This is a genomic window from Streptomyces sp. NPDC046925, assembly GCF_040644915.1.
Classification (GTDB): domain Bacteria; phylum Actinomycetota; class Actinomycetes; order Streptomycetales; family Streptomycetaceae; genus Streptomyces.
The window spans coordinates 614,826-637,439 of sequence record NZ_JBEYWZ010000005.1; the positions used below are offsets into that span (position 1 = coordinate 614,826).

Sequence of the window (22,614 nt, forward strand, 5' to 3'; positions counted from 1 at the left end):
CCCCCGTGGCGTCCAACCGCCCTGCCCCCCAAGGCGCGTACGTACCGAATGACGACGATTTCGGTGGGTATGACGAAAATTCCTGGGAGGAATGGAACCCCACCGAGGAGTCCATCCGTCCCGTCCGCGGCAGGCACCGCGTGCACAAGCGGGGCGGTGGCGGACTCGCCCGCAGCTCCACGGTTCTCGGCGTGGGCGTCATCGCCGCAGTCGGCGCGGGCGGCATAGCCACCGCGCAGGGCGGCAAGCCCCCGGTCTCCATCGAGATGCCGGACATGTCGGCGGTCACGGACTCGCTGCCGGAGGCCAAGTCGCTTCCCGGCGTGGGCTCTTTGATATCCGGCGACTCCTCCGACTCCGCCGCCGCGGACAACGGTGTCACCGTCGCCGCCGCGCCCCTGAGCTCCGCAGGACTCAGCAGCGCCGATGCCGAACAGGGCACGACGGACGCGGGTGAGGCACTGCGGGCCCGCATCATGGAGCAGGCGGAGAACCAGCAGGACCAGGCGGACGACGCGGTCCAGAAGGCGGCCGAAGAAGCCGCCGTGAAGCAGGCCGCCGAACAGGCCGCCGCCAAGCAGTCCGCGGCCGAGAAGAAGATCGCCGCCGAGAAGGCCGCCGCGAAGAAGAAGGCCGAGGCGGAGGCCAAGAAGAAGGCCGAGGCCGAGCGCCTGGCCAAGCTCGCGAAGAGCTACACCCTCCCCGTCGCCTCGTACACGCTCACCGGCACCTTCGGTCAGCCCGGCTCCATGTGGTCCTCCGGCTACCACACCGGCCTGGACTTCGCGGCTCCCACGGGCACGCCCATCAAGGCCATCCACTCCGGCACCATCAAGGAGGCCGGCTGGGCGGGGGCGTACGGCTACCGCACGATCCTCGAACTCGACGACGGTACCGAACTCTGGTTCTGCCACCAGTCCTCGATGAGCGTCAGCGCCGGCCAGAAGGTCACCACCGGCGAGACCATCGGCCGCGTCGGCGCGACCGGCAATGTCACCGGCGCCCACCTCCACCTGGAGGTCCACCCGGGCGGCGACTCCACCGGGGTCGACCCGGCGGCGTGGCTGCGCGGCAAGGGCCAGTCGCTCTGATCCAGCAGGTCTGAAGCAGCCGGCACGTAACCCCAGAACCCCGGCGGTCCTGGCGACAACCCCCCGACGCCAGGGCTGCCGGTCAGGTGTGCCCGCCATCCGGTTCGGCATGCCCGCCATCCGAGTGCCGCGGCACGGTGTTGCGGAATGCTGTGATCCGTATGGGCGTTGAGTCCCGTATGACTTCTCTCCGCAAGCTTGGCTCGTCCGATCTCGACGTCTTCCCGCTCGCTCTCGGCGGCAATGTCTTCGGCTGGACGGCCGACGAGGCGCAGTCCTTCTCGGTGCTCGACGCCTACACCGCAGCCGGCGGCAACTTCATCGACACCGCCGACGTGTACTCGGCCTGGGTGGACGGCAACAAGGGCGGCGAGTCCGAGACCGTCATCGGCAACTGGTTCGCCTCGCGCGGCAACCGCTCCGACGTCGTGCTCGCCACCAAGGTCGGCGCCCACCCCGAGTACAAGGGCCTGTCCGCGAACACCATCAAGGCCGGTGCCGAGGAGTCGCTGCGCCGACTGCGCACCGACTACATCGACCTGTACTACACGCACTACGACGACCCGACCGTCCCCGTCGAGGAGATCATCGGCGCGCTCGACGACCTGGTGACGTCCGGCAAGGTGCGCGCCATCGCCGCGTCGAACGTGACCCCCGAGCGCCTCCAGGAGTTCCTCGACTTCTCCGACCGCGAGGGCCTCGCGCGCTATGCGGCGCTCCAGCCGCACTACAACCTCGTCTCGCGCGACACGTACGAGGGTTCGCTCCAGGACGTCGCGTCGCGCTCGGGCCTGGCGGCCGTCCCGTACTACGCGCTCGCCGCCGGCTTCCTGACCGGCAAGTACCGCCCGGGCACGCAGGTCGACAGCGCGCGGGCCGCGGGCGCGGGCAAGCACCTGGAGACCGAGCGCGGCCGGAAGGTGCTCGCCGCGCTCGACGAGGTGGCCGAGGCCCGCGGCGCCGAGATCGCGACGGTGGCCCTGGCGTGGCTCGCGGCGCAGCCGACGGTCGCGGCGCCGATCGCGTCGGCCCGTACGGTCGAGCAGCTGCCCGCGCTGCTCGCGGTGGGGGACCTCGAACTGACGCAGGCCGAGGTCACGACACTCACCGAGGCCTCCGCCTAGCCGCGGTAGGGGTTGTACGCGGGGTAGGGCATCGCGGGCTGGGCGTACGGATATCCGTACGGGGGTTGCTGCTGGTGCTGCTGCTGCGGATAGGGCTGCTGGTATCCGTACGACGGCTGCGGATACCCGTAGGGCTGCTGGTACCCGTACGGAGGCGGCATCGGTACGAGCACCGGTGCCGTCACGCGTGCCGCGTAGGCCAGGGCGGGCCGTGCCGCGTCGCGGCGCTCCCACAGCGCGTTCAGCAACTCCCGCTCCCGTACGACGAAGTCGGCGCCCGCCTTGCCGCGGCGCCCGCGGTGGCGCAGGAGCGCGAGAGACGTCGCGTACGTCTCGTACTGCGCGACCGTGCGCGCCGCCGCCTTGCCCTGGGTGTACGAGGCGTAGTCGCGGGCCAGGGTCCGGGCGCGCATCGTGCCGAGGGCGTACGGCTCGGGGGCGGTGAGCCAGCCCGCGAGTACGTACGCGGGCAGTTCGGCCCGCACGATGCGCAGGCCGCGCTGCCTGATCCAGATCACCAGCCAGGTGAGCAGGCCGAACGAGGGCAGCATGAAGGCCGCGTACACGGCGAAGAAGCCGTAGTCCCCGAAGCTCGCCGAGCCGTTCCACAGGGCGTGCAGGCCCATCGCCAGGAGGAGGCCGCCGAGCGGGAGCAGGACGCGGCGCCAGTTCTGCCGGTCGGCGCTGAGGGCGGCGATGCCGAAGCCGATGCCGGTGAGCACGGTGAAGAGCGGGTGCGCGAACGGCGACATCACGACGCGTACGAAGAAGGTCGCCGCCGTCACGGAGGCGAGTCCCGTGCCGCCGTTGAGCTGGTCGGTGCCGAAGGCGCTGCCCAGATAGAGGATGTTCTCGGTGAACGCGAAGCCGGTGGCGGTCACCCCGGCGATCACCACGCCGTCGACGATGCCGGTGAACTCGCGTCTGCGGAAGAGGAAGACGAGCAGTACGGCCGCCGCCTTCGCGCTCTCCTCGACGATCGGCGCTATGACCGTGGCGCCGAGGGTGTCGGCGCTGGTGGGGTCGGCGGTAGCCGTGGCTATCCAGCGGGTCGCGAAGCTGTTCGCGACGATCGCTATCAGGGCCGCCGCGCAGGCTCCCCAGGCGAAGGCGAAGAGCAGGTTCCGCCAGGGGCCCGGCTGGACCCGTTGCAGCCAGCGGAAGGCGGCCACCAGGAGCGGCACCGGCAGCGTCGCGAGGCCGAGCCCGACCAGGAAGCCTTCGGTGCCGGTCTGCTCCCGGACCAGGGCCAGGATCACCAGGCCGGACAGGGCGAGCAGCGTGACCAGGGCGGCCGCGCGTATCGCCCGCCGCTGCCACCAGCGCGCGTGCCGCAGCCCGGCGGGCCCGTCGGGGGGCATCCCGTCGGGGGGCATCGGGGGCGGGTAAGCAGAACGGGTGGCCACGCGTTGACCCTAACGAGGGACGGGGGTGGGCCGCGACGGTGTCTCAGGCCCCGTGGCCTGTATCTCAGTCCGCTTGGCCGGTGGCCGGGTGCTACTGGTCGTCTGCCCGGCGGAACAGCAGGTCGTTGACCACGTGTCCCTTGTCCAGGCCCTGGCCCTCGAACCGGGTGAGGGGGCGGAAGGAGGGGCGGGGCGCGTACCCGCCGTCGGCCTGTGTGTTCTCGAAGGCGGGGTGCGCGGTGAGCACCTCCAGCATCTGCTCGGCGTACGACTCCCAGTCGGTCGCGCAGTGCAGCAGGGCGCCGGGCTTGAGGCGGGGCGCGACGAGGTCGAGGAACTCGGGCTGGATGATGCGGCGCTTGTGGTGGCGGGCCTTGGGCCAGGGGTCGGGGAAGTAGACGCGGAGGCCGTCTAGGGAGGCGGGCGCGAGCATTTCGCGGAGCAGGATGACGGCGTCGCCGTTCGCGACGCGGATGTTGTCGAGGCCGTTCCGCTCGGCGAGGCCGAGGAGGTTTCCCTGGCCGGGAGTGTGTACGTCCACGGCGAGGATGCCGGTGTCCGGGTCGTCGGCGGCCATCTGCGCGGTGGCTTCGCCCATGCCGAAGCCGATCTCCAGTACGACGGGGCGTTCGCCGTGCTCCGTGCGGAACATCTCGGGGAGGTCGAGTACGCGCTTGCCGTCGATGTCCAGGCCCCACTTGGGCCACAGGCGCTGGAGCGCGTCCGCTTGGCTCGTGGTGACGCGGCTCCTGCGGGGCTGGAAGCTGCGGATCCGCCGCTCGAAGTGCGATCCGGCCGGGTCGGGGGAGGGCCCGTCGGGGAAACGGGGCTCGGCCTTCGGGCGGGGGGCGTGGGGGCGCTCGGGGGTGGCGTTCGACTCAGACACAGTGGGGGGATATTAATCCCCAACCCCGCCCCTTCCCGAAAACTCGCTTGGCGCGAGGGCCTGGGACTTGGTGGCCGCAATCACCGGCTCCGCCGAGTTCGTCCTCAAACGCCGGACGGGCTGAAAGATTCAGCCCGTCCGGCGTTTGAGGACACCCCGCCCCTACAGAGTCGCCAGCACCCGCCGCGCCACAGCCCGCCCAATAGGCAGCGAGGCAGTCGCCGCAGGCGAAGGGGCGTTCAGGACGTGCACCGCCCTCGCCCCCTCCCGGATGAGGAAGTCATCCACCAGCGTCCCGTCACGCAAGACGGCCTGCGCCCGCACCCCCGCGGCCACCGGCACAAGATCGTCCGAGGTCACCGCGGGCAGCAGCCTCCGCACCGCGGTGGTGAACGACGCCTTGGAGAGGGACCGCCGGACTTCCCCCGCTCCGTACCGCCAGTGCCGCCCGGCCATCCGCCAGGCCCCCGGCCAGCTCACCGTGCCGGCCAGCTCCCTCGGCCGCACGACACCCCATCCGTACCCCTCACGGGCCAGCGCCGGCACCGCGTTGGGCCCCACGTGGACCCCGCCCCCGATGCCGCGCGTCAGATGCACCCCGAGGAAGGGGAAGGCCGGGTCCGGCACGGGATAGACAAGGCCCCGCACCAGCTCGGGCCGCTTCAGGTCGAAGTACTCCCCCCGGAAGGGCACGATCCGCATGCCGGGGTCGTCCCCGGCCAGCATCGCGACCCGGTCGCAGTGCAGCCCGGCGCAGTTGACCAGGACCTTTCCCCGCACCACCGAGCCGTCGGCCGTGCGAACGGCGACCCCGAGCGCCGCCCGCCGGTCGATGCGGACGACCTCCGCCCCGTAGCGGACATCGGCCCCCGAGGCGTCCGCGAGCCGCTCCGCCACCGAGCCGTAGTCACATATCCCGGTCGTGCCGACCTGGATCGCGGCGAGTCCGCGCACCTCGGGTTCGTACTCGGCGATCTGGGCGGGGCCCAGTTCCCGCACCGGAATGCCGTTCTCCCGGCCGCGCTGGACGAGGGCGTGCAGGCGGGTCAGCTCGGCGCGCTCGGTGGCGACGATCAGCTTGCCGGTGACCTCGTGCGCGATGCCGTACTCCGCGCAGAACTTGATCATTTCGGCGGCGCCGCGCACCGCGTACCGCGCTTTGAGGGAGCCGGGGCGGTAGTAGATCCCGCTGTGGATCACACCGCTGTTGCGTCCCGTCTGGTGCCGGGCGGGGCCCGGTTCCTTCTCCAGGACGGTGACCCGGGTTCCCGGCGCGGCGCGGGTGATGGCATACGCCGTCGACAGGCCGACGATCCCGCCGCCGATCACCAGCACATCGCAGTCGTACGTCACTGCTCGGACCATCCCGCATCACCTCCCACACCGATAGTGCACTGCGCCACTGACAACGCCTTCAAACCCGGCGAGGACCGCAGGGTTACAGGGGGCGTAAAAGCTGTTGCCGACCCGGAGGCGCACGGAGGACGAACGACGCGGGAGCCATGGCGGGCTACGCGGGAGCCATCAGGAGCGGCCGCGCCCGCTCACGGAGCTCCACCACCCTGGGCTCGTCGCCGTACGGCTCCAGGCGGTGCAGCAGGTCCTTCACGTACTCCGTCGTCCGCGCGGACGAGATGCGCCCGGCGACCTCCAGGGCGCGCGTGCCCTGCTCGCAGGCCGCGTCGAGGTTCCCCGACTCCAGTTCGGCGACCGCCGACACCACGAGCCGCAGGCCGTGCGAGCGCACGAACTCCTCCGTCGGCCGCGAGAGCGCCTGCTCCGTGAAGCGCCGCACCTGCCGGGGCGCCTTCAGGTCGCGATAGCACTCGGCGGCGTCGGCGGCGAAGCGGTCGTAGCCGTAGAAGCCGAGCCACGAGGGGTCGTTGTCGCCGTCCCTGGCGCGCTCCAGCCATCCCTCGGCCGCCCGGAGGGCCGCACCGGCCGCCTGCGCGTCGTTGGCGCGCGCGTGCGCGCGTGCCTCGACGAGGCGGAAGAAGCTCATCGTGCGGGCCGTGGCCAGGCCGCGGTTGCGCTCCAGGGCCGCCTGCGCGAGGTCGACGCCCTCGTCGCCGAAGCCGCGGTAGGTCGCCTGGAGGGACATGGAGGCAAGGACGTACCCCCCTAAGGGCACGTCCGCCGCCGCGCGGGCCAGGCGCAGGGCCTGGATGTAGTACCGCTGGGCGGCTTCCTGCTGGCCGGTGTCGAAGGCCATCCATCCGGCGAGGCGCGTCAGCTCGGCCGATGCCCCGAAGAGCGAGCGGCCCACCTCGTCCGAGTACGAGCCGAGCAGCAGGGGCGCCGCCTCGACCCGCAGGCACTCCGGGACCATCGACGAACGCCAGTCGCCGCCGCCGTACTTGGAGTCCCAGCGCCGGGCGTCCTCGGCGGCCTCCCGCAGCTTCACCACGTCGCTGTGGCCGACCTTGATCGACTGCCCGCCGTTCGCGCCGTCGGTGCCGTCGCCGGGGTGGACCATCTCGCGCGGCTCGTCCGGAGTGACGTCACGGGCGACCGAGCTGTCGGCCGGGGTTATCAGCCAGCGCGAGGCCGGGGTCGCGTACGCGCTCACCGCGAAGGAGCCGGCCAGGGACTGCCAGATGCCGCCGCTGCCCGCGCGCCTGCCCGCCAGATCGAGGCGGTAGAGCTCGGTCGCCGACTTGACCGCGGCGCCCACGTCACGCGGGAACGCTAGGCCCACCTCAGGCGCCGGATCGGCGTCGGCGAGCCCGATCTCGTGCAGCGGAACGGGGCGGCCGAGCTTCTGCCCGATGGCCGCGGCGATGAGATGCGGGGCGGCGCCCTGCGGCACCATGCCCTTGGACACCCACCGGGCCACCGACGTCTTGTCGTAACGAAGCGTCAGGCCGCGTTGGGCACCGAGGTCGTTGACCCTGCGCGCGAGTCCCGCATTGCTGATTCCCGCGAGGGCGAGAACGGTGCCGAGCTTTTCGTTCGGCCCGCGTTGCTCCCTGGACATGGCCACCCCTCGACACAGACGGCTGCCGTGCAGTGGCTTGACCGCGCGGCATTCGTGCTGCGTTCCCCCAGGGACAGCGACGTCCGCGACAACGACCGCCGTGGCCCGGAACCTCGGCCGCAAGAGCATTTGGCCGAGCCCCCAGGTATATGCCTCCGCGAAAACATCAGCACACACAGCGTAGTTCGCCGAATCCCAAGCGTTAAGAGGCGCAGTTCCGTATGGCGAGATTGTTGCCGGTAGGGAAGTACGGGAGTGCCGGGGTGTGCTCCCGGTGTGTGGCCGTGCGCCCGCGTGTGCGCTCTTCACCGGCCATAAGGGGAGCGCTTCCATGGTTGGTGCGTGGGTCGGCCCGCTGCGCTGGAGTCAGCGGGCTGGGGGACGCCGCCGCCTCCATCCCCGCGGGCGGCGGACCGGTCCGGGGGGCGAGCAGCGCCTCCCGGACTGTGTGTTGCCGGTTGCGGTTCCGTCACGCGAGCGCCACCGGCTGATTTGGCCGAAAATCGCCTCTCCGGAGGCGGGGGCAGAGCGCCCCCGCGCAAGCAAAAGGGCGTGGTCGTGCCCTTCAAGTACCGCTCCCCGGCGTCAGATTAAGGGGAGCGAGAGCACCTCCGCAGCCACTCCCGCACGCCTCCTTCGTGGCAGCATGGGACCCCAGTTCTTCGATGCACTGGTTGTCCACAGCCTGTGGAGGCAACATGCGGTGGTTGGTGGGGTGGAGCAGCACTGCCGCGAAGCCTTCGGTGGTCGGCTCGGCCGGGGCCACCGGTGAGAACGGCGAGACCGTGCACCCCGTGGGCTCCCAACTCCTTTGGGGAGACCCGGATCCGCTGTGGGCGGTCGGCGACTGGCGCGCCGACGAGGTGCGCACGGTGAAGGCCGACGAGCAGACGCGCATCGCCGTCCTCGGCACCTGCGGAGCGAGCGACGAGGAGCTGAGGGTCGGTCTGTTCGCGGCCCGCGGGGGCGCGTTGCGGCATCTGACGGCGTGGTCCGGGAGTTACACCGCGGTCGTCCAGGTCGGGCGCCGCGTGATGATCGCCGGTGACCTCGCGGGCGCGCGCCCGGTCTTCTACACCCCCTGGGCCGACGGCACGGCCTTCGCGACGGCCGCGCTGCCCCTGGCCGACCTCATCGAGGCCCACCTCGACATCGGCCACCTCGCGGCCCTGCTCGCCGCGCCCGACGTGCCCGAGGCGCTGCACGACTCGACGCCCTACGAAGGCGTGCGACGCGTGCCACCGGGGCACGCGCTGATCCTGCGCGCCGGAGCACGCGAGATCGCGGGGTACGAACACGTGGCGTCCCTCGCGGTCGCCGCGCCCGCCGCCGACGCGACCACCGCGGTGGACGGCGTCCGGGACGCCCTCGTGGAGGCGGTACGCGCCCGGCTCGGCGCCCCGCGGCACGTCCCCGGAGCGACCGAGGTCGACCCCGGCCCGGTGCCCGGCATGGGGCCCGCAGAGCGGCGGGCGGCACGCGGGATGCCGGTGCCCGGCATCGGCGCCGACCTCTCCGGAGGGCCCGCGTCCGGAACTCTCGCGCTGCTCGCCGCGGGCCTTCCGGGGATGCCCGGTACGGTCCTCGGCCACGGCACGGGCGCGGGGGAGCGGCTCCTCGCGGTCACCTTCAACGACCTCGCGATCAACGGCCGGGAGGCCGAGCTCGAACGGGCGGGCGCCATCGCCGCCAATCCCCGTCTGCACCACGTCGTGGTCGCCGCGGGCGAAGAGGCCCTCCCGTACGCGGACCTGGACGGGCCCCTGACGGACGAGCCGAGCGCCGCACTCGTCACGGCCCAGCGCCACCGTGCGCGGCTCTCGTCGGGCAGCGCGGACCATTTCACGGGGTACGGCGCGCGGCAGGTCCTCGACGCGCATCCGGCCCGCCTCGCCGACCTCCTGATGGACCGCAGGCGGCGCCATCTGGTGCGCCCCGTCGCGGCGTTGGCGAAGGCGGACGGTTCTCCCGGCTCGGTCATGGTCCCCGCGCGCGTGTACGGCGCCGCGCGCAAGCTCTCCCGGATGTCCTACCGCGCGGGCGTCGATTCGCTCGCCGACCGCCTTCTCCAGCGCCGCTTCGACGAGCCCGGCGGGGCGGTGGGGGCGTCGATGGCCGCCCTCGCGTGGGCCAGGCCGGGGCCCGCGGCGCGCTGGCTGACGGGCGAGGCCCTGGCAGAAGTATCGGTTCGCCTCCAGGACACGACCGTGCGCCCCGGCGCGGGCCCCGGCCAGCGCCCCGGAGAGTTCCGCGCCCGCGCGGCGCTCGCCCGGCACGCGGCGGACCTGCGCGTCCTGGAACAGGCGGCCGAGGTCCGCTTCCAGCGCCTGCACGCGCCGTTCCTGGACAACCAGGTGGTCCGGGCCTGCCGTGCGCTCCCCGTCGCCCTGCGCGTCCAGCCCGGAGCCCGTGCGGCCATCCTGCGCACGGTCCTGGAGGGCGCCGGAGTGGCCGAACTGCCGCCGGGCTGGGGCGCTCCGTCGCACGCGTCGTCCGCCGCCGCGGCACGCACGGGCCTGCGGGTCTCCCTGGACGATCTGCTGTCCCTCTTCGACACGCCCCTGCTCGCGCAGGCGGGCCTGGTGGAGGCCCGGGTGGTCCGCAAGGCGCTGCGCGCGGCCGCGGAGGGCGAGCCGCTGCCCCTGGACGGCCTGGCGGACCTGGTCTCCACGGAACTGTGGCTGCGCCGCCTGCTCTCCCGCAGAGGCACCTGCTGGACCGGCACCCCTGCCCGCCAGAGGGCCGTCCCTACGGGGAGTGTCGTGCCGGAGAGGGGGGCGTTGGGGGCGGGGCGGTAGTTGGGTGAGGGGGGAGGCGGGGGCCGGTGGGGCCGTCGGCGCTTCCTTGTCCGGGCGGGCCCGGGAAGGGGCGGGCTCGGGTGCGGCTCGTCTCTGGCGCGGCCTTTGCACGCCGGTGGCGCCTGGGATTTCAGCCCGTCCGGCGTTTGAGGACGAGCTCGGCGGAGCCGGTGATTGACCGAGCCGAGAGCCCGGCGGAGCCGGAGGATCCGGGAAGGGGCGGGTGCGGGGAGAGGAAACCCCCGCGCCCCGGCCCACCCCACCGGCGAGAATGACCCCGTGCGGTACAGAATCCTGGGCGCCACCGAGGCGTACGACGAACAAGGGACGCCCCTGCCCGTAGGCGGCCGGCGGCTGCGCGCCCTCCTGGCCGCCCTCGCGCTGAGGGCCGACCGCACGGTCCCCGCGGACACCCTCATCGACGAGGTATGGGCGCGGGACGAGCCGCCCGCCGACGCCCCCGCCGCGCTCCAGGCCCTCATCGGCCGCCTGCGCCGCGCCCTCGGCAAGGACGCCATCGCCTCGGAATCCGGCGGCTACCGCCTCACCGCCGCCCCCGAAGACATCGACCTGCACCGCTTCGAACGCCTCGTACGCGACGGAAAGGCGGCCCTGCACCGCGACGACCCGGCGTCAGCCGCCCGCCCCCTGCGCGAGGCGCACGCCCTGTGGCGCGGCCCTGCCCTCGCCGACTTGCCCGACCGCAGCGCGGCCGCCCGCCCCGAAGCGCTCCTCGCCGAGGCCACCCGCGCGCGCATCGAGGCGGACCTGCTCCTGGGCCACGCCTCCGACGTCGTACCGGAGCTGAGGGAACTCACCGCCGCCCAGCCGTACGACGAGACGCTGCACGCCCTCCTGATCCGCGCCCTGCGCGACGCGGGCCGCGGAGCCGACGCCCTCGCCGCCTACGAGAACGCGCGCCGCACACTCGCCGACGCCCTCGGCACCGACCCCGGGCCGGAACTTCGATCCCTGCACGCGGAGTTGCTGGACCCGGCTGCGGCTACTGCGGGCAAGGCGGCCACGGCGGCCACGGTCGGCGGATCAGGGCGGCCGGGGCGGTCGGACGGGCCGGGGCGGTCGGACGGGCCGCAGAGGCAGGACCGTCCGGAGCGGGCAGGCAATCTCCGCCCCCGGCTGACCTCTTTCGTCGGCCGGGAACCCGAACTCGCCGCCATCCGTTCAGATCTACGACGAGCCCGCCTGGTCACCCTCACCGGCCCCGGCGGCTCCGGCAAGACCCGCCTCGCCGAGGAAGCCGCCGCCGGGCATCCACGGGCATGGCTGGCCGAGCTCGCCCCGCTCGACCACCCCGAGGCGGTCGCGGGCGCTGTCGTCAGTGCGCTCGGTCTGCGTGAGACCGTGCTGCTGACCAGCGAGTTGACGGTGCCGCAGAGCGACCCGGTCGCCCTGCTCGTCGAGTACTGCGCCCCGCGCAGCCTGCTCCTGCTCCTTGACAACTGCGAACACGTCATCGGCGCCGCGGCCGAACTCGCCCACACCCTCCTCACGCACTGCCCGGACCTCACGGTCGTCGCCACCAGCCGCGAACCCCTCGGCGTACCGGGCGAGTTCGTCCGCCCCGTCGAACCGCTGCCGCCCGACCCGGCGTACCGCCTGTTCACCGAGCGCGCCATCGCCGTGCGCCCGGATTTCGACCCGCAGGAGGATGCCGAGGCCGTCACCGAGATCTGCCGCCGTCTCGACGGCCTTCCGCTGGCCATCGAGCTGGCCGCCGCCCGCCTGCGGCTGCTCGCCCCCCGGCAGATCGCCGACCGGCTCGACGACCGCTTCCGCCTCCTCACCAGCGGCAGCCGCACGGTCCTGCCCCGCCAGCAGACCTTGCGGGCCGTCGTCGACTGGTCCTGGGACCTGCTCGACGAGCCCGAGCGGACGGTCCTGCGCGAGGCGTCCGTCTTCGCGGGCGGCTGGGACCTCCCGGCGGCCGAAGCGGTCTGCACCGGGCCCGCCGCCGACCTGATCGGCGCCCTGGTGGACAAGTCGCTGCTCATCGCCGAGCCCACGGCCAGGGGCGACATGCGCTACCGCATGCTGGAGACCATCCACGAGTACGCATCCGAGCGGGCCGCCGAGACCCCGGAGCTGCGCACCGCGGCGGTCCACCGCCACACCGCGTACGTACGCGCGCTGGTCGAAAAGGCCGAGCCCCTGCTCCGCTCGGCGGACCAACTCCCCTGGATCCAGCGCCTGGAGACCGAGCTGGACAACATCCGCGCGGCCCTTCAGCGCACGATCGAGTCCCGCCAGGAGGAAGACGCCCTCGCCCTTGCCCTGGGCGTCGCCTGGTTCTGGTGGCTGCGCAACTACCGCAGGGAGAGCATGGAGTGGATCGACCGCATCCTGAGCCTCGCCCCGCCGATGCCGGACGTTTCGCCGGACGGACCGGACGTACCGGACGGCGTCCCCGAAGGCACCGACGACCCGCTCCACTGGTCCTGGATGAGCCTGCGGATGCTGCGCCTCTTCGTGGCGATGGAGTCCGGGGCGACGGACGAGCTGGCCGGTGACGAAAGCCGCGCGTACGTGGCGCGGGTGCGGGACGTCTTCGCGCGGCCCGTGCCCGCGGCCGCCCGCTTCCCCGGCCTCATCTGGCCGTTCGTCGCCGCCTTCCTCGACGACGCGGACGCGGCACGGCCCGCCATGGACCAGGTGGTCGCCAACTGCCGCAGGTTCGGCGGTGATTGGGAGGTCGGCGTCAGCCTGATGTTCCGTACGCATCTGGCCGTCGACGCTCCCGGCAATCTGTCCGGGGTCGACGACGACCTCGCCGAGCTGCGCGGGCTGAGCAGGCGCGCGGGCGACCGCTGGATGCGCGCCCAGGTGTCCAGCGCCGCGGGCGAGGCAGCCATGGCCCGCGGTCTGCACGAGGAGGCGCGCGCCGAGTACGACGAAGCGCTGCGGCTCGCGTACGAAGTGGGGGCGTACGCGGAGACGCCCTTCCTCATCGTGCGGCTCGCCGAGATCGCGTTCCGCGAGGGCGACCGCGATCTGGCGGTCAAGGCGCTGCACGAGGCGGGGACCGAGGCCGACCGGTACGGCGTGGGGGATGCGCGGGCCTTCATGCGGATGCTGCAGTCGATGGTGGCGCTGGACGCGGGCGACATCGCCGACGCGCGCGCCCTCTTCGAGAGCTCTTGCGCCGACGCCGACCGCGGCACCCCGCCCCCGCAGTTCATCGCGGGCCTGCGGAGCCTGGAGGCCCAGATCGTCGCCGCCGAGTCAGGACCGGAGCAGGCGCTGCCGCTGCTCCTGCACGCCCTGCGCGAAGCCCTGCAGAGCCGGTGCGCCGAGCTGGTCATCGCGTCCCTGGTGGACGGCGGAGCAACCCTGGTGAGCCGACTCGGCGATCACCCGCGCGCCGCCCGTCTGCTCGCCTTCGGCACCCGGCTGCGCGAGGGCACGCCGCGCCCGATGCCGGAGCGGTCCGCCGCCGAACAGGTCGAGCGGGCCGCGCGCACCGCCCTCGGCGCAGACCGGTACGAGGCCGAGCGCGCCGCGGGCGCCGGACTCACCGCCGCCGAAGCCCTCGCAGAACTGAGCTGACCCCGACCGCGGCCCCACATCCGGCTGACCCCGACCGCGGCCCCGCGTCCGGCCGACCCGAACGGCGGTCTACGTACAGCGGAAGCGGGACTGTGCCCAGTCCGCGAGCGCGGCCGTGTCGAACGGCGAGTGCGGCTCGACGACCAGGCGGATCGTCTTGCGCCCGGTGAGGTTCACCTGCACGGGCACCGCCGGGTCCCCGCCCTTGATCAGCGGTGACTGCCACAGGCGTACGCCGTCCCCGAAGACCGAGAACCGCACCTTGCCCAGGCCCATCGTCATGTCGTCGACGCCCACGACCGCGTCGTACGACGAGCACGAGCGGTTCAGGTCGATGGTGACGGAGGACTGGCCGTGCACGGTCACGCCGTGGCCGTACTGCCGGTCGGCGATGGACAGGCCGCCGCGCTGCCAGACCCAGCTGCTCTCGGCGAGCCGCATCTCGGGCTTGGTGCCGTCACCGACGATGCCGTACCGCAGCTCGCTCCACTGGTAGACCGCCGGGGCGGGCGGGGGAGGCGGCGGCTTCGGCTTCGGCTCGGACGGCGTGGGGGTCGGCTTCGGCTCGGGGGCCGGCGGCTCCGGCTTCGGCGTGGGAGTCGGCTTCGGCTTCGGCTTCTTCTCGGGCTTCGGTGTCGGCTTTGGCTTCGGCTTCTTCTCGGCGACCGGCTGCTCGGGCTTCGGCTTGGGCTTCGGTTCCGGGGGCGGGGGCTTGCTCGGCGCGACGGGCTCGACGGCCGGGGGCTTGTCGGCGTTCGGCAGGTCCTTGGGCTTGTCCCCGCCCGCCGTGAGCGCGAGGGCCACCGCGGCGGCGGCCGCGGCGACCACACCCGCGGCGATACCGGCCTTCGCGGGCGCGCCGAGCCCCTCGGCGGCGGCGCCACCGCCCGCTGCCCCGCCGGACGAACCGCCGCTCGCCGCCGCGGCCCCTGCCGCACCGGCGCCCGCCGCACCCGCGGCGCCACCGCCGACGAGCGCCGCCACCTTCGCGTACCCGGCGGCACCGAACCAGCCGATGACCGCGATCGGCACGACTCCGGGGATGCCGCTGGCGACTTCCTTGATCTGCCCGGCGGCCAGGCGGCACTTGGCGCACTCCTCCAGGTGCTTGCGCAGACCGCGCTCGGCCCGGGTGCGCAGACTGCCGCGGGCGTAGGCGCCGAGGCGGTCGGCGTAGCGCGCGCACTCCTCGTTCTCGGCGAGGGCGGTGCTCACATGGGCCTGGAGGTAGGCCTCCTTCAGCCCCTCGCGGGCCCGCTTGGCGAGGACCCGGGTGCCGTTGGCGTCGAGCCCGAAGAGCGTGGCGACGTCGCTCGGGGACTCGTCCTCGATCTCCGTGTGCCACAGCACGGCCTGCCAGCGCTCCGGGAGGCTGCGGAAGGCCTGCATGGCCATGGACTGCTCGGCCTCGTGCATCGCGCGTACGTCCGCGCCCAGATCAAGCGTGTCGTCGTCCGAGACCTCCGAGCCGCGCGCGGCCTGCGCCGCGAACACCGCGAAGTCCTCGACCAATTGCTCCCGCTTCGCCGACTTCGTCCACCCCGCGGCGACACGGCGCACCGTGGTGAGCAGATACGCGCGCACGGCGTGCTCGGGCCCGCTGCCGCCCCGGACCGCCTGCAGCATCCGCGCGAAGACCTCGGCCGTGAGGTCGTCGGCGGTGTGCGCGTCGCGGCAGCAGGTGCGGGCATACCGGCGGACGGCTTCGGCGTGCCTTCGGTACAGCTCCTCGTACGCGGTGTCGTCGCCCGCCCGCATCCGCGTGATCAGGTCGCTGTCGGGCGACGGGCCGCCCGCGGACGCCAGGGGCGCCGGGGCCTCGCTCCGGCCGCCTTCCCGCTGCGACGGAACGCTGGGATCCGCGCCGCCGGGGCCGGTCGCGGAACCGGGACCGCCCTGGCTCGGAACCTGCCGAGGAGATTGCCCTGCCGCCTCCTCGCCCAAGGAGGCGGACGACTCGTCCCGCCCGTCACCACTCATCGCGGAAAGCCCCCGCTTGCACACTCAGACCCGGACATCCGGGAAAGCGTGCCATACGGTCGCGCGCCGGCGGCAGGCGATGACGGTCAACCACTCTTCCGAGGTGACTTACCGATTTCGAGCACTACCGTTCACCCATTCGGGGAAGGCTCAACCGCCACGTGCGCACCGGCGGTTGAGCCGACCCCGCAATCAGGCCGTGGGCCGCGAGCGAAGTCCCTCGAGCAGGATGTCGAGCAGCCGCGACGAGGCCGCCGCCTGCTGCGCCGCGTCCGGCAGCGAGGGCGCCGCCGTGGCTATCACCAGGAGCACGTCCGACACGGTCACGTCCGCGCGCAGCTCGCCCGCCGCACGCGCCCGCTCCACGAGCCGCCCGACGACGTCCAGGAGCGCGACCGCGCCCGGGTCGTCCGGCACCGGCTCCTCGGCCGGAACCGGGCGCTGCTCGACGAGCCGGAGCTCGGGAGCGGCCGCCTGCCGCTGCTGCGGCACGCGCGCCTCGTCCTCCCGTACGCCCGTGACCTCGTCCGCGACGCCCACCCGGAGCACCTGCGGCGGAAGCAGCCGTCCCGCGCCCGACGCGACGGACGTCCGCAGGAAGCGCGAGAGCGCCGACCACGGCTCGTCCTCCTGCCCGAGCGCCGAACGCGCCTGGTCGGTCAGCCGGGAGGTCTCCTCCTCGGCTATGCGCCGCACCAGCACGTCCTTGCTGGGGAACCGGCGGTAGACCGTGCCCACGCCGACGCGTGCGCGCCGGGCGACGTCCTCCATCGGAGCGCCGTAACCCAGCTCGCCGAAGACCTCGCGCGCCGCGCGAAGAACATGCTCGAGATTGCGCTGTGCGTCCACACGCAGCGGCGTCGAACGCGGTCCGTCCCCCATGTCGCGTCCGTTCCCGCTGGTGGCGACGGCTGATGCCGACGCTGTGGTGGAAGTCCAGTGAGATTCCTGAATATGCATACGCGTTCCCCCGGTAATGACGTCTCCCCCCGGAGACACTCCCCGCCATTGACAAACCGGAGCGTGAGGAGCAAGCCCGATTCCCGGGCCCTGACCGGACCCGACGAGCGCATCCCCCGACACCCCGACGACACACGAACATAGTTGAGGCAGAGTCAATTCAGAAGGGGTGGGTTCCGCACGGAGCTCCCCCCGATCGGAGTACGCACCGATTCCGACCCGATTGCACCCCCCGGCTTTACCCCTCTTCCCCCTGCTGACCTGCGAACCTTTCCCGAGCCCCGGTACGGCCCCGGCTGCGTGCCGAGAGCCGCGGCCGGTCACACAAATTGCTCAGCCTGTGGACAAACTCAAGAGCTGGGTGCGTCATGGGATGGTGAAGGAACCTGTGCGCATTCTCGTTGTGGGCGGCGGATACGTCGGCATGTACACCGCGCTGCGCCTCCAGCGGAAGCTGAAGCCGGAGCTGACGCGGGGCGAAGCGGAGATCGTGGTGGTGACGCCCGACCCGTACATGACCTATCAGCCATTCCTGCCCGAAGCCGCGGCCGGCTCGATCTCTCCGCGCCACGTCGTGGTCCCGCTGCGCCGCGTCCTGAACAGATGCCGCATCGTCATCGGCGAGATCGCGTCGGTCGACCACGCCAAGCGCACGGCCACGTTCACCACGCTCGCCACCGCGGACGAGGGCACGGGCGCCGTCGACATCACGTACGACGAGATCGTCATGGCCCCCGGCTCCGTCGCGCGCACCCTGCCGATCCCCGGCCTGGCCGAGAACGGCATCGGCTTCAAGACGGTCGAAGAGGCCATCGGCCTGCGCAACCACGTCATCGAACAGATGGACATCGCCTCGTCGACACGGGACCCGGCGATCCGCGACGCGGCCCTGACCTTCGTCTTCGTGGGCGGCGGCTACGCGGGTGTCGAGGCGCTCGGCGAGCTGGAGGACATGGCCCGCTACGCCTCGCGGTACTACCACAACGTCAAGGCCGAGGACATGAAGTGGATCCTCGTCGAGGCCACCGGCCGGATCCTGCCCGAGGTCGGCGAGGAGATGGGCAAGTACACCGTCAGTGAGCTGCGGCGCCGCAACATCGACGTACGCCTGGAGACGCGCCTCGAATCGTGCGAGGACCGTGTCGTCGTACTGAGCGACGGCGCCCGCTTCCCCACCCGTACGGTCGTGTGGACCGCGGGCGTCAAACCGCACCCGGTGCTCGCCGCGACCGACCTGCCGCTGAACGAACGCGGCCGCCTGGACTGCACCGCCGAACTGACCGTCGCGGGCGTCACGCACGCGTGGGGCGCGGGAGACGCGGCGGCCGTCCCCGACGTCACCGCCGACGAACCCGGCAAGGAGTGCGCCCCCAACGCCCAGCACGCGGTCCGCCAGGCCAGGACCCTCGGCGACAACATCGCGGCGTCCCTGCGCGAACAGCCCCTCAAGCAGTACACGCACAAATACGTGGGCTCGGTCGCGTCCCTGGGACTGCACAAAGGTGTCGCGCATGTCTACGGACGGAAGTTGAAGGGCTACCCTGCCTGGTTCATGCACCGCGTCTACCACCTCAGCCGTGTGCCCACCGTCAACCGCAAGTCCCGCGTGCTCTCCGAATGGATCCTGTCCGGCCTGTTCAAGCGCGAGATCGTGTCCCTGGGGTCGCTCGAGCACCCGCGTGCGGAGTTCGAACTCGCGGCCGGGGGCAGAAGCCCGAAGGAGTCCTCCTGACCCCATACAGGAACTCCCCGTGTGACACCGGCGTCTGACGAATGTCAGCCAGGTCGGCCAGACTGTTCGTGTGACCATGGGCGGGCCAGGACCGCCGGAAATCCCCGCCCGATCCAGAAGCGACATCACGAGGCCTACCGCAGTGAACTTCACGCGCTGGAGCGCCCGGCTCCCCGGAACGCAGCGCCGCGCCGCGGCGCGCACCGACCTGGGGATCTCCCCGCCACAGCGACCCGAGAGCTCCGTCCCTGCGGCCCGCGCCGAAGGAGGCAAGGAGGGCACGACGCTCGTCCCGGCCGCCGCCGGCGTCGACGAACTGCCGACCCGCGAGGTCCTCGACCGCATCCCGGCCCTCGTCGCCCTGGTGCACGGCCCCGAGCACCGCATCGCGTTCGTCAACGACGCGTACGCCACCGCGTTCGGCGAGCGCCCCGCCGGCGAACCCGCCCGCGCCGCGTTGCCCGAGCTCGAAGAGCTGGGCCTGCTGCCCCTCATGGACCAGGTCCTGCGCAGCTCCAAGCCCCGCACGGTCAAGTCCCGCAAGGCGGCGAGCGGCCGTTCGTACACCTTCACCTGCACGCCCGTGACGCTCCCCGTGAGCGGCACCGATCCGCAGCTCATGGACGACGGCATCCTCGTCTTCGCCGCCGACGTCACCGACCACGCGGAGGCCGCCGAGCGGCTGCGGGCCAGCGAGCGCAGCCAGCGCGAAACAGCCGTCACGCTGCAACGTTCACTGCTTCCGCAGGAGTTGGAACAGCCGGACGACCTGCGTATCGCCGCCACGTACCAACCGGGCGGCACGGAAGCCGCGGTCGGCGGCGACTGGTACGACGTGATCACCCTCGGCGGCGGCCGCACCGCCCTGGTCATCGGCGACGTCATGGGCCGCGGCGTCCGCGCGGCGGCCGTCATGGGCCAGCTCCGCACGGCCGTGCGCGCCTACGCCCGCCTGGACCTGCCCCCGCACGAGGTCCTGCAGCTCCTGGACGGCCTCGCCGCGGAGATCGACGCCAGCCAGATCGCCACCATGGTCTACGCCGTGCACGACCCGAACGAAGGCAGCCTGACGTACGCCTCCGCCGGGCACCTGCCCATCCTCGTAAGGGACGAGGGCGGCACGATCCACCGCGCGGAGGAGCCCACGGGCCCGCCGCTGGGCACCGGCGGCTGGCTGCACACCTCGGGAACGGTCCCGCTGGGCCCCGGCTCGACGGCCGTCCTCTACACGGACGGCCTGGTCGAGCGGCGCAGCGAGGACATCGACGAAGGCGTCGCCGCCCTGGAGCGCGCCCTCGCGGGCGCCACCGGCACGCCCCAGGTGGTGTGCGACCGCCTGATCCGCGCCCTAGGAGTGACGGCCGACCACGACGACGACGTGGCGGTGCTCGTCATCCAGCACCCCGCACGCAAGGGCCTGGACGCCGAGCTGTTCCGCAACGCCGCCCTGGAGCTGCTCGGCGGCGTGGAAGCGGCTCCACGCGCGCGTGCCTTCGCGACCGGCGTCCTCGCCAGCTGGCGCTTCCCGCCCGAACTGCACGACCTGGGAGTCCTCGCGGCCAGCGAACTGGTCGCCAACTCCCTCCAGCACGGCACCCCGCCGATGCGCCTGCGCCTGCGCCGTACGGACCGCCGGCTGATCATCGAGGTGACGGACGGCGACGACCACCTGCCGAGGCGCCGTCGTGCCCAGGCTGCGGACGAGGCCGGGCGCGGGATCGCCATCGTCGCCACGATCGCCTCGAACTGGGGCTCGCGGCGCACGCCGGGCGGCGGCAAGGCGGTCTGGTGCGAATTCGCCCTCCCGCGCGCGTAGTGGCTTGTCGACGCCCTAGGAGTTGGCCGGTACGGGCTCCGGGGCGCCCTGCGCCACCACCCGGCTCCTGGCCACGTACGGCTGGTTCTGCAACGGAGTGAGCCGCCGCCCAAGCCGCACCGCGAGCACCGTGATGCCCAGCGAGAACAGCAGGAACGTCACGATGTACGGCCCGTGCAGCGCGGCCCCCATCGGACCGCCGACCGCGGGACCGACCGCGAGCGCCAACTGCTTCACCAGGGCGAACGCCGAGTTGTACTGACCGACCATCCCGGCCGGCGCCAGATCGGCGACCAGCGGCGCGACGGTCGGCGACAGCATCGCCTCGCCGAGCCCGAAGAGCGCGTACGTGGAGATGAACGCGGCGGTCGCCATGGCCTGGCTGCCGTGCCCGAGCCCCGCGTACCCGGCTGCGAGCCAGGCGACGGCCCAGATGAGACCGACGGCGGCGATCACCCGGGACCGCTTGCGCCGCTCGACGAACTTCAGGACGGCGAACTGGGCGACGACGATCACGGCCGTGTTGGCGGCGAGCGCGATGCCGAGCGTCGACGGCGAGATTCCGGCCGCCTCCACGCCGTACGCGGACAGACCCGACTCGAACTGGCCGTAGCAGGCGAAGAACAGCACGAAGCCGAGCACGCACAGCTGCACCATCGCCTTGTGACGCAGGAGCGCGCGCAGGCCGTTCTGCGGGGTGGTCCCGTCCGTGGGCACGGCGTCCTGGATGGACGGCGCGTGCGGGAGCCGCACGGTGACGGCGATAGCGGCGAGCACCAGGAACATCACGGCCTCGATGGAGAACAGCGTGATGAAGCTGCCCGGGTCGTGCTCGTCGACGATCTGGCCGCCGAAGAGCCCGCCGATGCCGAGGCCCAGGTTCTGCAGGAAGAACTGCATCGCGAAGGCACGCGTGCGCGTGGTCGGCGTCGAGCACCAGACGATCATCGTGGCGAGCGCCGGCTGCATCACCGCGGTGCCCGCGCCGAGGAGGGCCGCCGAGACGATCGCGGTCGGCTCACTGTTCGCGAAGCCCAGGGCGAGGGCGCCCGCCGATGCGGTCAGCGCCGCTCCCATCAGTACGGGGAGCGGGCCGCGACGGTCGATGACGCGCCCGGTGACGGGCAGGACGATCAGCGCGGCCATGGCGAACGCGGCGAGCACGATGCCCGCCGTACTGGCGCCCAGATCCCGCACCTGCGCCACGTAGACGTAGAGGAACGGAACCGTGAATCCGACGCCGAACGCGCTCAGCGCGCTGCCGACCTGAATACGACGCATCGCTGCGCCCATCGCCCTGGTCACTTTCACCTGCCTTGGTAGTGAGGTCTTCGGAGTGAAGACTTCGAAGCTAAAGTTAGAGACTAAACAATACACACCGAAGAACTTCAACGCCAAGTAGGGGCGTGCCATACTGCGGCCATGGGTGACACTCCCGGCCCCAGTGAGCCGACTCTCGAAGAGCAGATCGCCGCCTACCAGCGGGAGTTCCAGGACCTCGACCCCCAGGTCGAGCAGATCGTCTCGGCCCTCGGCCGCCTCAACCGGCGGATGAGCGTCGCCTACGGGCGGCAGACCGCGACCCTCGGCATCAGCAACGCCGAGTGGGAGGTCCTCAAGGCCCTCGTCCTCTCCGGCGCTCCCTACCAACTGGGACCCGGCGAGCTCGCCAAGCGCCTCGGCCTCACGCCGGCCGCCATGACCCACCGCATCGACCGCATGGTGGCGGAAGGTCTGGTGACCCGGGACCGCGACGAGTCCAACCGCGTACGCGTGATCGTCGAGATCACCGCGGAGGGCCGCGAGAAGTGGCTGGAGGCGATGCGCCTGGCCACGGTCTTCGAGGAGGACCTCCTCCAGGACCTGTCACAGGAGGAGCGCGGCACACTCGGGGAAGTACTGACACGTCTTCTGCGCAGGGTCGAGGACGCCCAGCCGGACGCGGGCGGACGCCTCACCGACCTGGACTGAGCGCCCGACCTCGGGCGTTTGACAGTCGCCTGCCGGATCCGTAAGGTTCTTCGGGTTGCCACGGAGCCGTAACGGTTCTGCGACAGCCACTTCGCCGCTGAAACGCGGCAAAACAAACTCTGCACGACACCCCACCGGGAACGACTTCGGCATGCCCGAATTCAATTCCACGGCTCGATTATGAGTCGCCGGGGGAAACCGCTAGAGTTTGAGACGTCGGAACGGCCCAACAGCCGCGAAGACAAGCCCCGCTGACTGGGAATCAGGCCCGAAAGGATCTGGTAGAGTCGGAACCGCCGGAAAGGGAAA

The 22,614-nt window shown here is 72.4% G+C and carries 14 protein-coding genes; 7 read left to right on the forward strand and 7 right to left on the reverse strand.

Annotated elements, in window-relative coordinates; all coding sequences use genetic code 11:
• The first annotated feature begins 5 nt into the window (after positions 1 to 5).
• Together ABZ906_RS24340 and ABZ906_RS24345 are read left to right on the forward strand one after the other, a co-directional pair.
• Positions 6 to 1,091, forward strand: a complete 1,086-nt coding sequence (locus ABZ906_RS24340; protein WP_361193396.1) for a M23 family metallopeptidase — start codon at positions 6 to 8, stop codon at positions 1,089 to 1,091.
• A gap of 179 nt (positions 1,092 to 1,270) precedes the next feature.
• Positions 1,271 to 2,215: an aldo/keto reductase gene (locus tag ABZ906_RS24345; protein WP_361193393.1), complete on the forward strand. Its 945-nt coding sequence runs from the start codon at positions 1,271 to 1,273 to the stop codon at positions 2,213 to 2,215.
• On the opposite strand, the gene ABZ906_RS24350 is transcribed toward ABZ906_RS24345, so the two are convergent.
• The 4 genes from ABZ906_RS24350 to ABZ906_RS24365 all read right to left on the reverse strand — a co-directional run bounded on the left by ABZ906_RS24350 (position 2,212) and on the right by ABZ906_RS24365 (position 7,484).
• Positions 2,212 to 3,591: a PrsW family intramembrane metalloprotease gene (locus ABZ906_RS24350; RefSeq protein WP_361385902.1), complete on the reverse strand. Its 1,380-nt coding sequence runs from the start codon at positions 3,589 to 3,591 to the stop codon at positions 2,212 to 2,214. The genes ABZ906_RS24345 and ABZ906_RS24350 overlap by 4 nt on opposite strands.
• 121 nt (positions 3,592 to 3,712) lie before the next feature.
• Complete coding sequence (gene trmB / locus ABZ906_RS24355; RefSeq protein ID WP_361385815.1) at positions 3,713 to 4,507, reverse strand: tRNA (guanosine(46)-N7)-methyltransferase TrmB; 795 nt, start codon at positions 4,505 to 4,507, stop codon at positions 3,713 to 3,715.
• Between the two features lie 162 nt (positions 4,508 to 4,669).
• Positions 4,670 to 5,872: an L-2-hydroxyglutarate oxidase gene (lhgO, locus tag ABZ906_RS24360; protein ID WP_361385818.1), complete on the reverse strand. Its 1,203-nt coding sequence runs from the start codon at positions 5,870 to 5,872 to the stop codon at positions 4,670 to 4,672.
• 145 nt (positions 5,873 to 6,017) lie between these two features.
• A complete protein-coding gene (locus tag ABZ906_RS24365; protein WP_361193386.1) occupies positions 6,018 to 7,484 on the reverse strand; it encodes an MFS transporter in 1,467 nt (488 codons plus the stop codon).
• A 698-nt stretch (positions 7,485 to 8,182) separates the two neighbouring features.
• On the opposite strand from ABZ906_RS24365, the gene ABZ906_RS24370 reads away from it, so the two are divergent.
• Together ABZ906_RS24370 and ABZ906_RS24375 are read left to right on the forward strand one after the other, a co-directional pair.
• Complete coding sequence (locus ABZ906_RS24370) at positions 8,183 to 10,282, forward strand: asparagine synthase-related protein (protein WP_361193383.1); 2,100 nt, start codon at positions 8,183 to 8,185, stop codon at positions 10,280 to 10,282.
• 279 nt (positions 10,283 to 10,561) lie between these two features.
• Complete coding sequence (locus ABZ906_RS24375; RefSeq protein ID WP_361385821.1) at positions 10,562 to 13,846, forward strand: BTAD domain-containing putative transcriptional regulator; 3,285 nt, start codon at positions 10,562 to 10,564, stop codon at positions 13,844 to 13,846.
• Between the two features lie 69 nt (positions 13,847 to 13,915).
• On the opposite strand, the gene ABZ906_RS24380 is transcribed toward ABZ906_RS24375, so the two are convergent.
• Positions 13,916 to 15,826 carry a sigma-70 family RNA polymerase sigma factor gene (locus ABZ906_RS24380; RefSeq protein ID WP_361385824.1) on the reverse strand — a complete coding sequence of 637 codons (1,911 nt, stop codon included), beginning with the start codon at positions 15,824 to 15,826 and terminating at the stop codon, positions 13,916 to 13,918.
• Between the two features lie 192 nt (positions 15,827 to 16,018).
• A complete protein-coding gene (locus ABZ906_RS24385) occupies positions 16,019 to 16,786 on the reverse strand; it encodes a helix-turn-helix domain-containing protein (RefSeq protein ID WP_361193376.1) in 768 nt (255 codons plus the stop codon).
• A gap of 373 nt (positions 16,787 to 17,159) precedes the next feature.
• Here ABZ906_RS24385 and ABZ906_RS24390 point away from each other — a divergent pair, with 373 nt between their 5' ends.
• Entirely contained in the window at positions 17,160 to 18,518 is a 1,359-nt protein-coding gene (locus tag ABZ906_RS24390; RefSeq protein ID WP_361193374.1) for an NAD(P)/FAD-dependent oxidoreductase, read from the forward strand.
• A gap of 142 nt (positions 18,519 to 18,660) precedes the next feature.
• The gene (locus tag ABZ906_RS24395; protein ID WP_361193371.1) at positions 18,661 to 20,334 is read left to right on the forward strand and encodes a SpoIIE family protein phosphatase; all 1,674 of its coding nucleotides are present in this window, start codon (positions 18,661 to 18,663) and stop codon (positions 20,332 to 20,334) included.
• Between the two features lie 15 nt (positions 20,335 to 20,349).
• Here the strand turns inward: ABZ906_RS24395 and ABZ906_RS24400 are convergent, their stop codons facing one another.
• Entirely contained in the window at positions 20,350 to 21,627 is a 1,278-nt protein-coding gene (locus ABZ906_RS24400; RefSeq protein ID WP_361193369.1) for an MFS transporter, read from the reverse strand.
• 129 nt (positions 21,628 to 21,756) lie between these two features.
• On the opposite strand from ABZ906_RS24400, the gene ABZ906_RS24405 reads away from it, so the two are divergent.
• The gene (locus ABZ906_RS24405) at positions 21,757 to 22,305 is read left to right on the forward strand and encodes a MarR family transcriptional regulator (RefSeq protein ID WP_361193367.1); all 549 of its coding nucleotides are present in this window, start codon (positions 21,757 to 21,759) and stop codon (positions 22,303 to 22,305) included.
• Positions 22,306 to 22,614: the final 309 nt, after the last annotated feature.

Bases quoted from the DNA above. Each gene is read 5' to 3' on its own strand.
- ABZ906_RS24400 (WP_361193369.1), bottom strand. From the start codon at position 21,627: ATGGGCGCAGCGATGCGTCGTATTCAGGTCGGCAGCGCGCTGAGCGCG.
- ABZ906_RS24350 (WP_361385902.1), bottom strand. From the start codon at position 3,591: ATGCCCCCCGACGGGATGCCCCCCGACGGGCCCGCCGGGCTGCGGCAC.
- ABZ906_RS24380 (WP_361385824.1), bottom strand. From the start codon at position 15,826: ATGAGTGGTGACGGGCGGGACGAGTCGTCCGCCTCCTTGGGCGAGGAG.
- ABZ906_RS24390 (WP_361193374.1), top strand. From the start codon at position 17,160: ATGGTGAAGGAACCTGTGCGCATTCTCGTTGTGGGCGGCGGATACGTC.
- ABZ906_RS24370 (WP_361193383.1), top strand. From the start codon at position 8,183: ATGCGGTGGTTGGTGGGGTGGAGCAGCACTGCCGCGAAGCCTTCGGTG.
- lhgO (WP_361385818.1), bottom strand. From the start codon at position 5,872: ATGGTCCGAGCAGTGACGTACGACTGCGATGTGCTGGTGATCGGCGGC.
- ABZ906_RS24365 (WP_361193386.1), bottom strand. From the start codon at position 7,484: ATGTCCAGGGAGCAACGCGGGCCGAACGAAAAGCTCGGCACCGTTCTC.
- ABZ906_RS24385 (WP_361193376.1), bottom strand. From the start codon at position 16,786: ATGCATATTCAGGAATCTCACTGGACTTCCACCACAGCGTCGGCATCA.
- ABZ906_RS24345 (WP_361193393.1), top strand. From the start codon at position 1,271: ATGACTTCTCTCCGCAAGCTTGGCTCGTCCGATCTCGACGTCTTCCCG.
- ABZ906_RS24405 (WP_361193367.1), top strand. From the start codon at position 21,757: ATGGGTGACACTCCCGGCCCCAGTGAGCCGACTCTCGAAGAGCAGATC.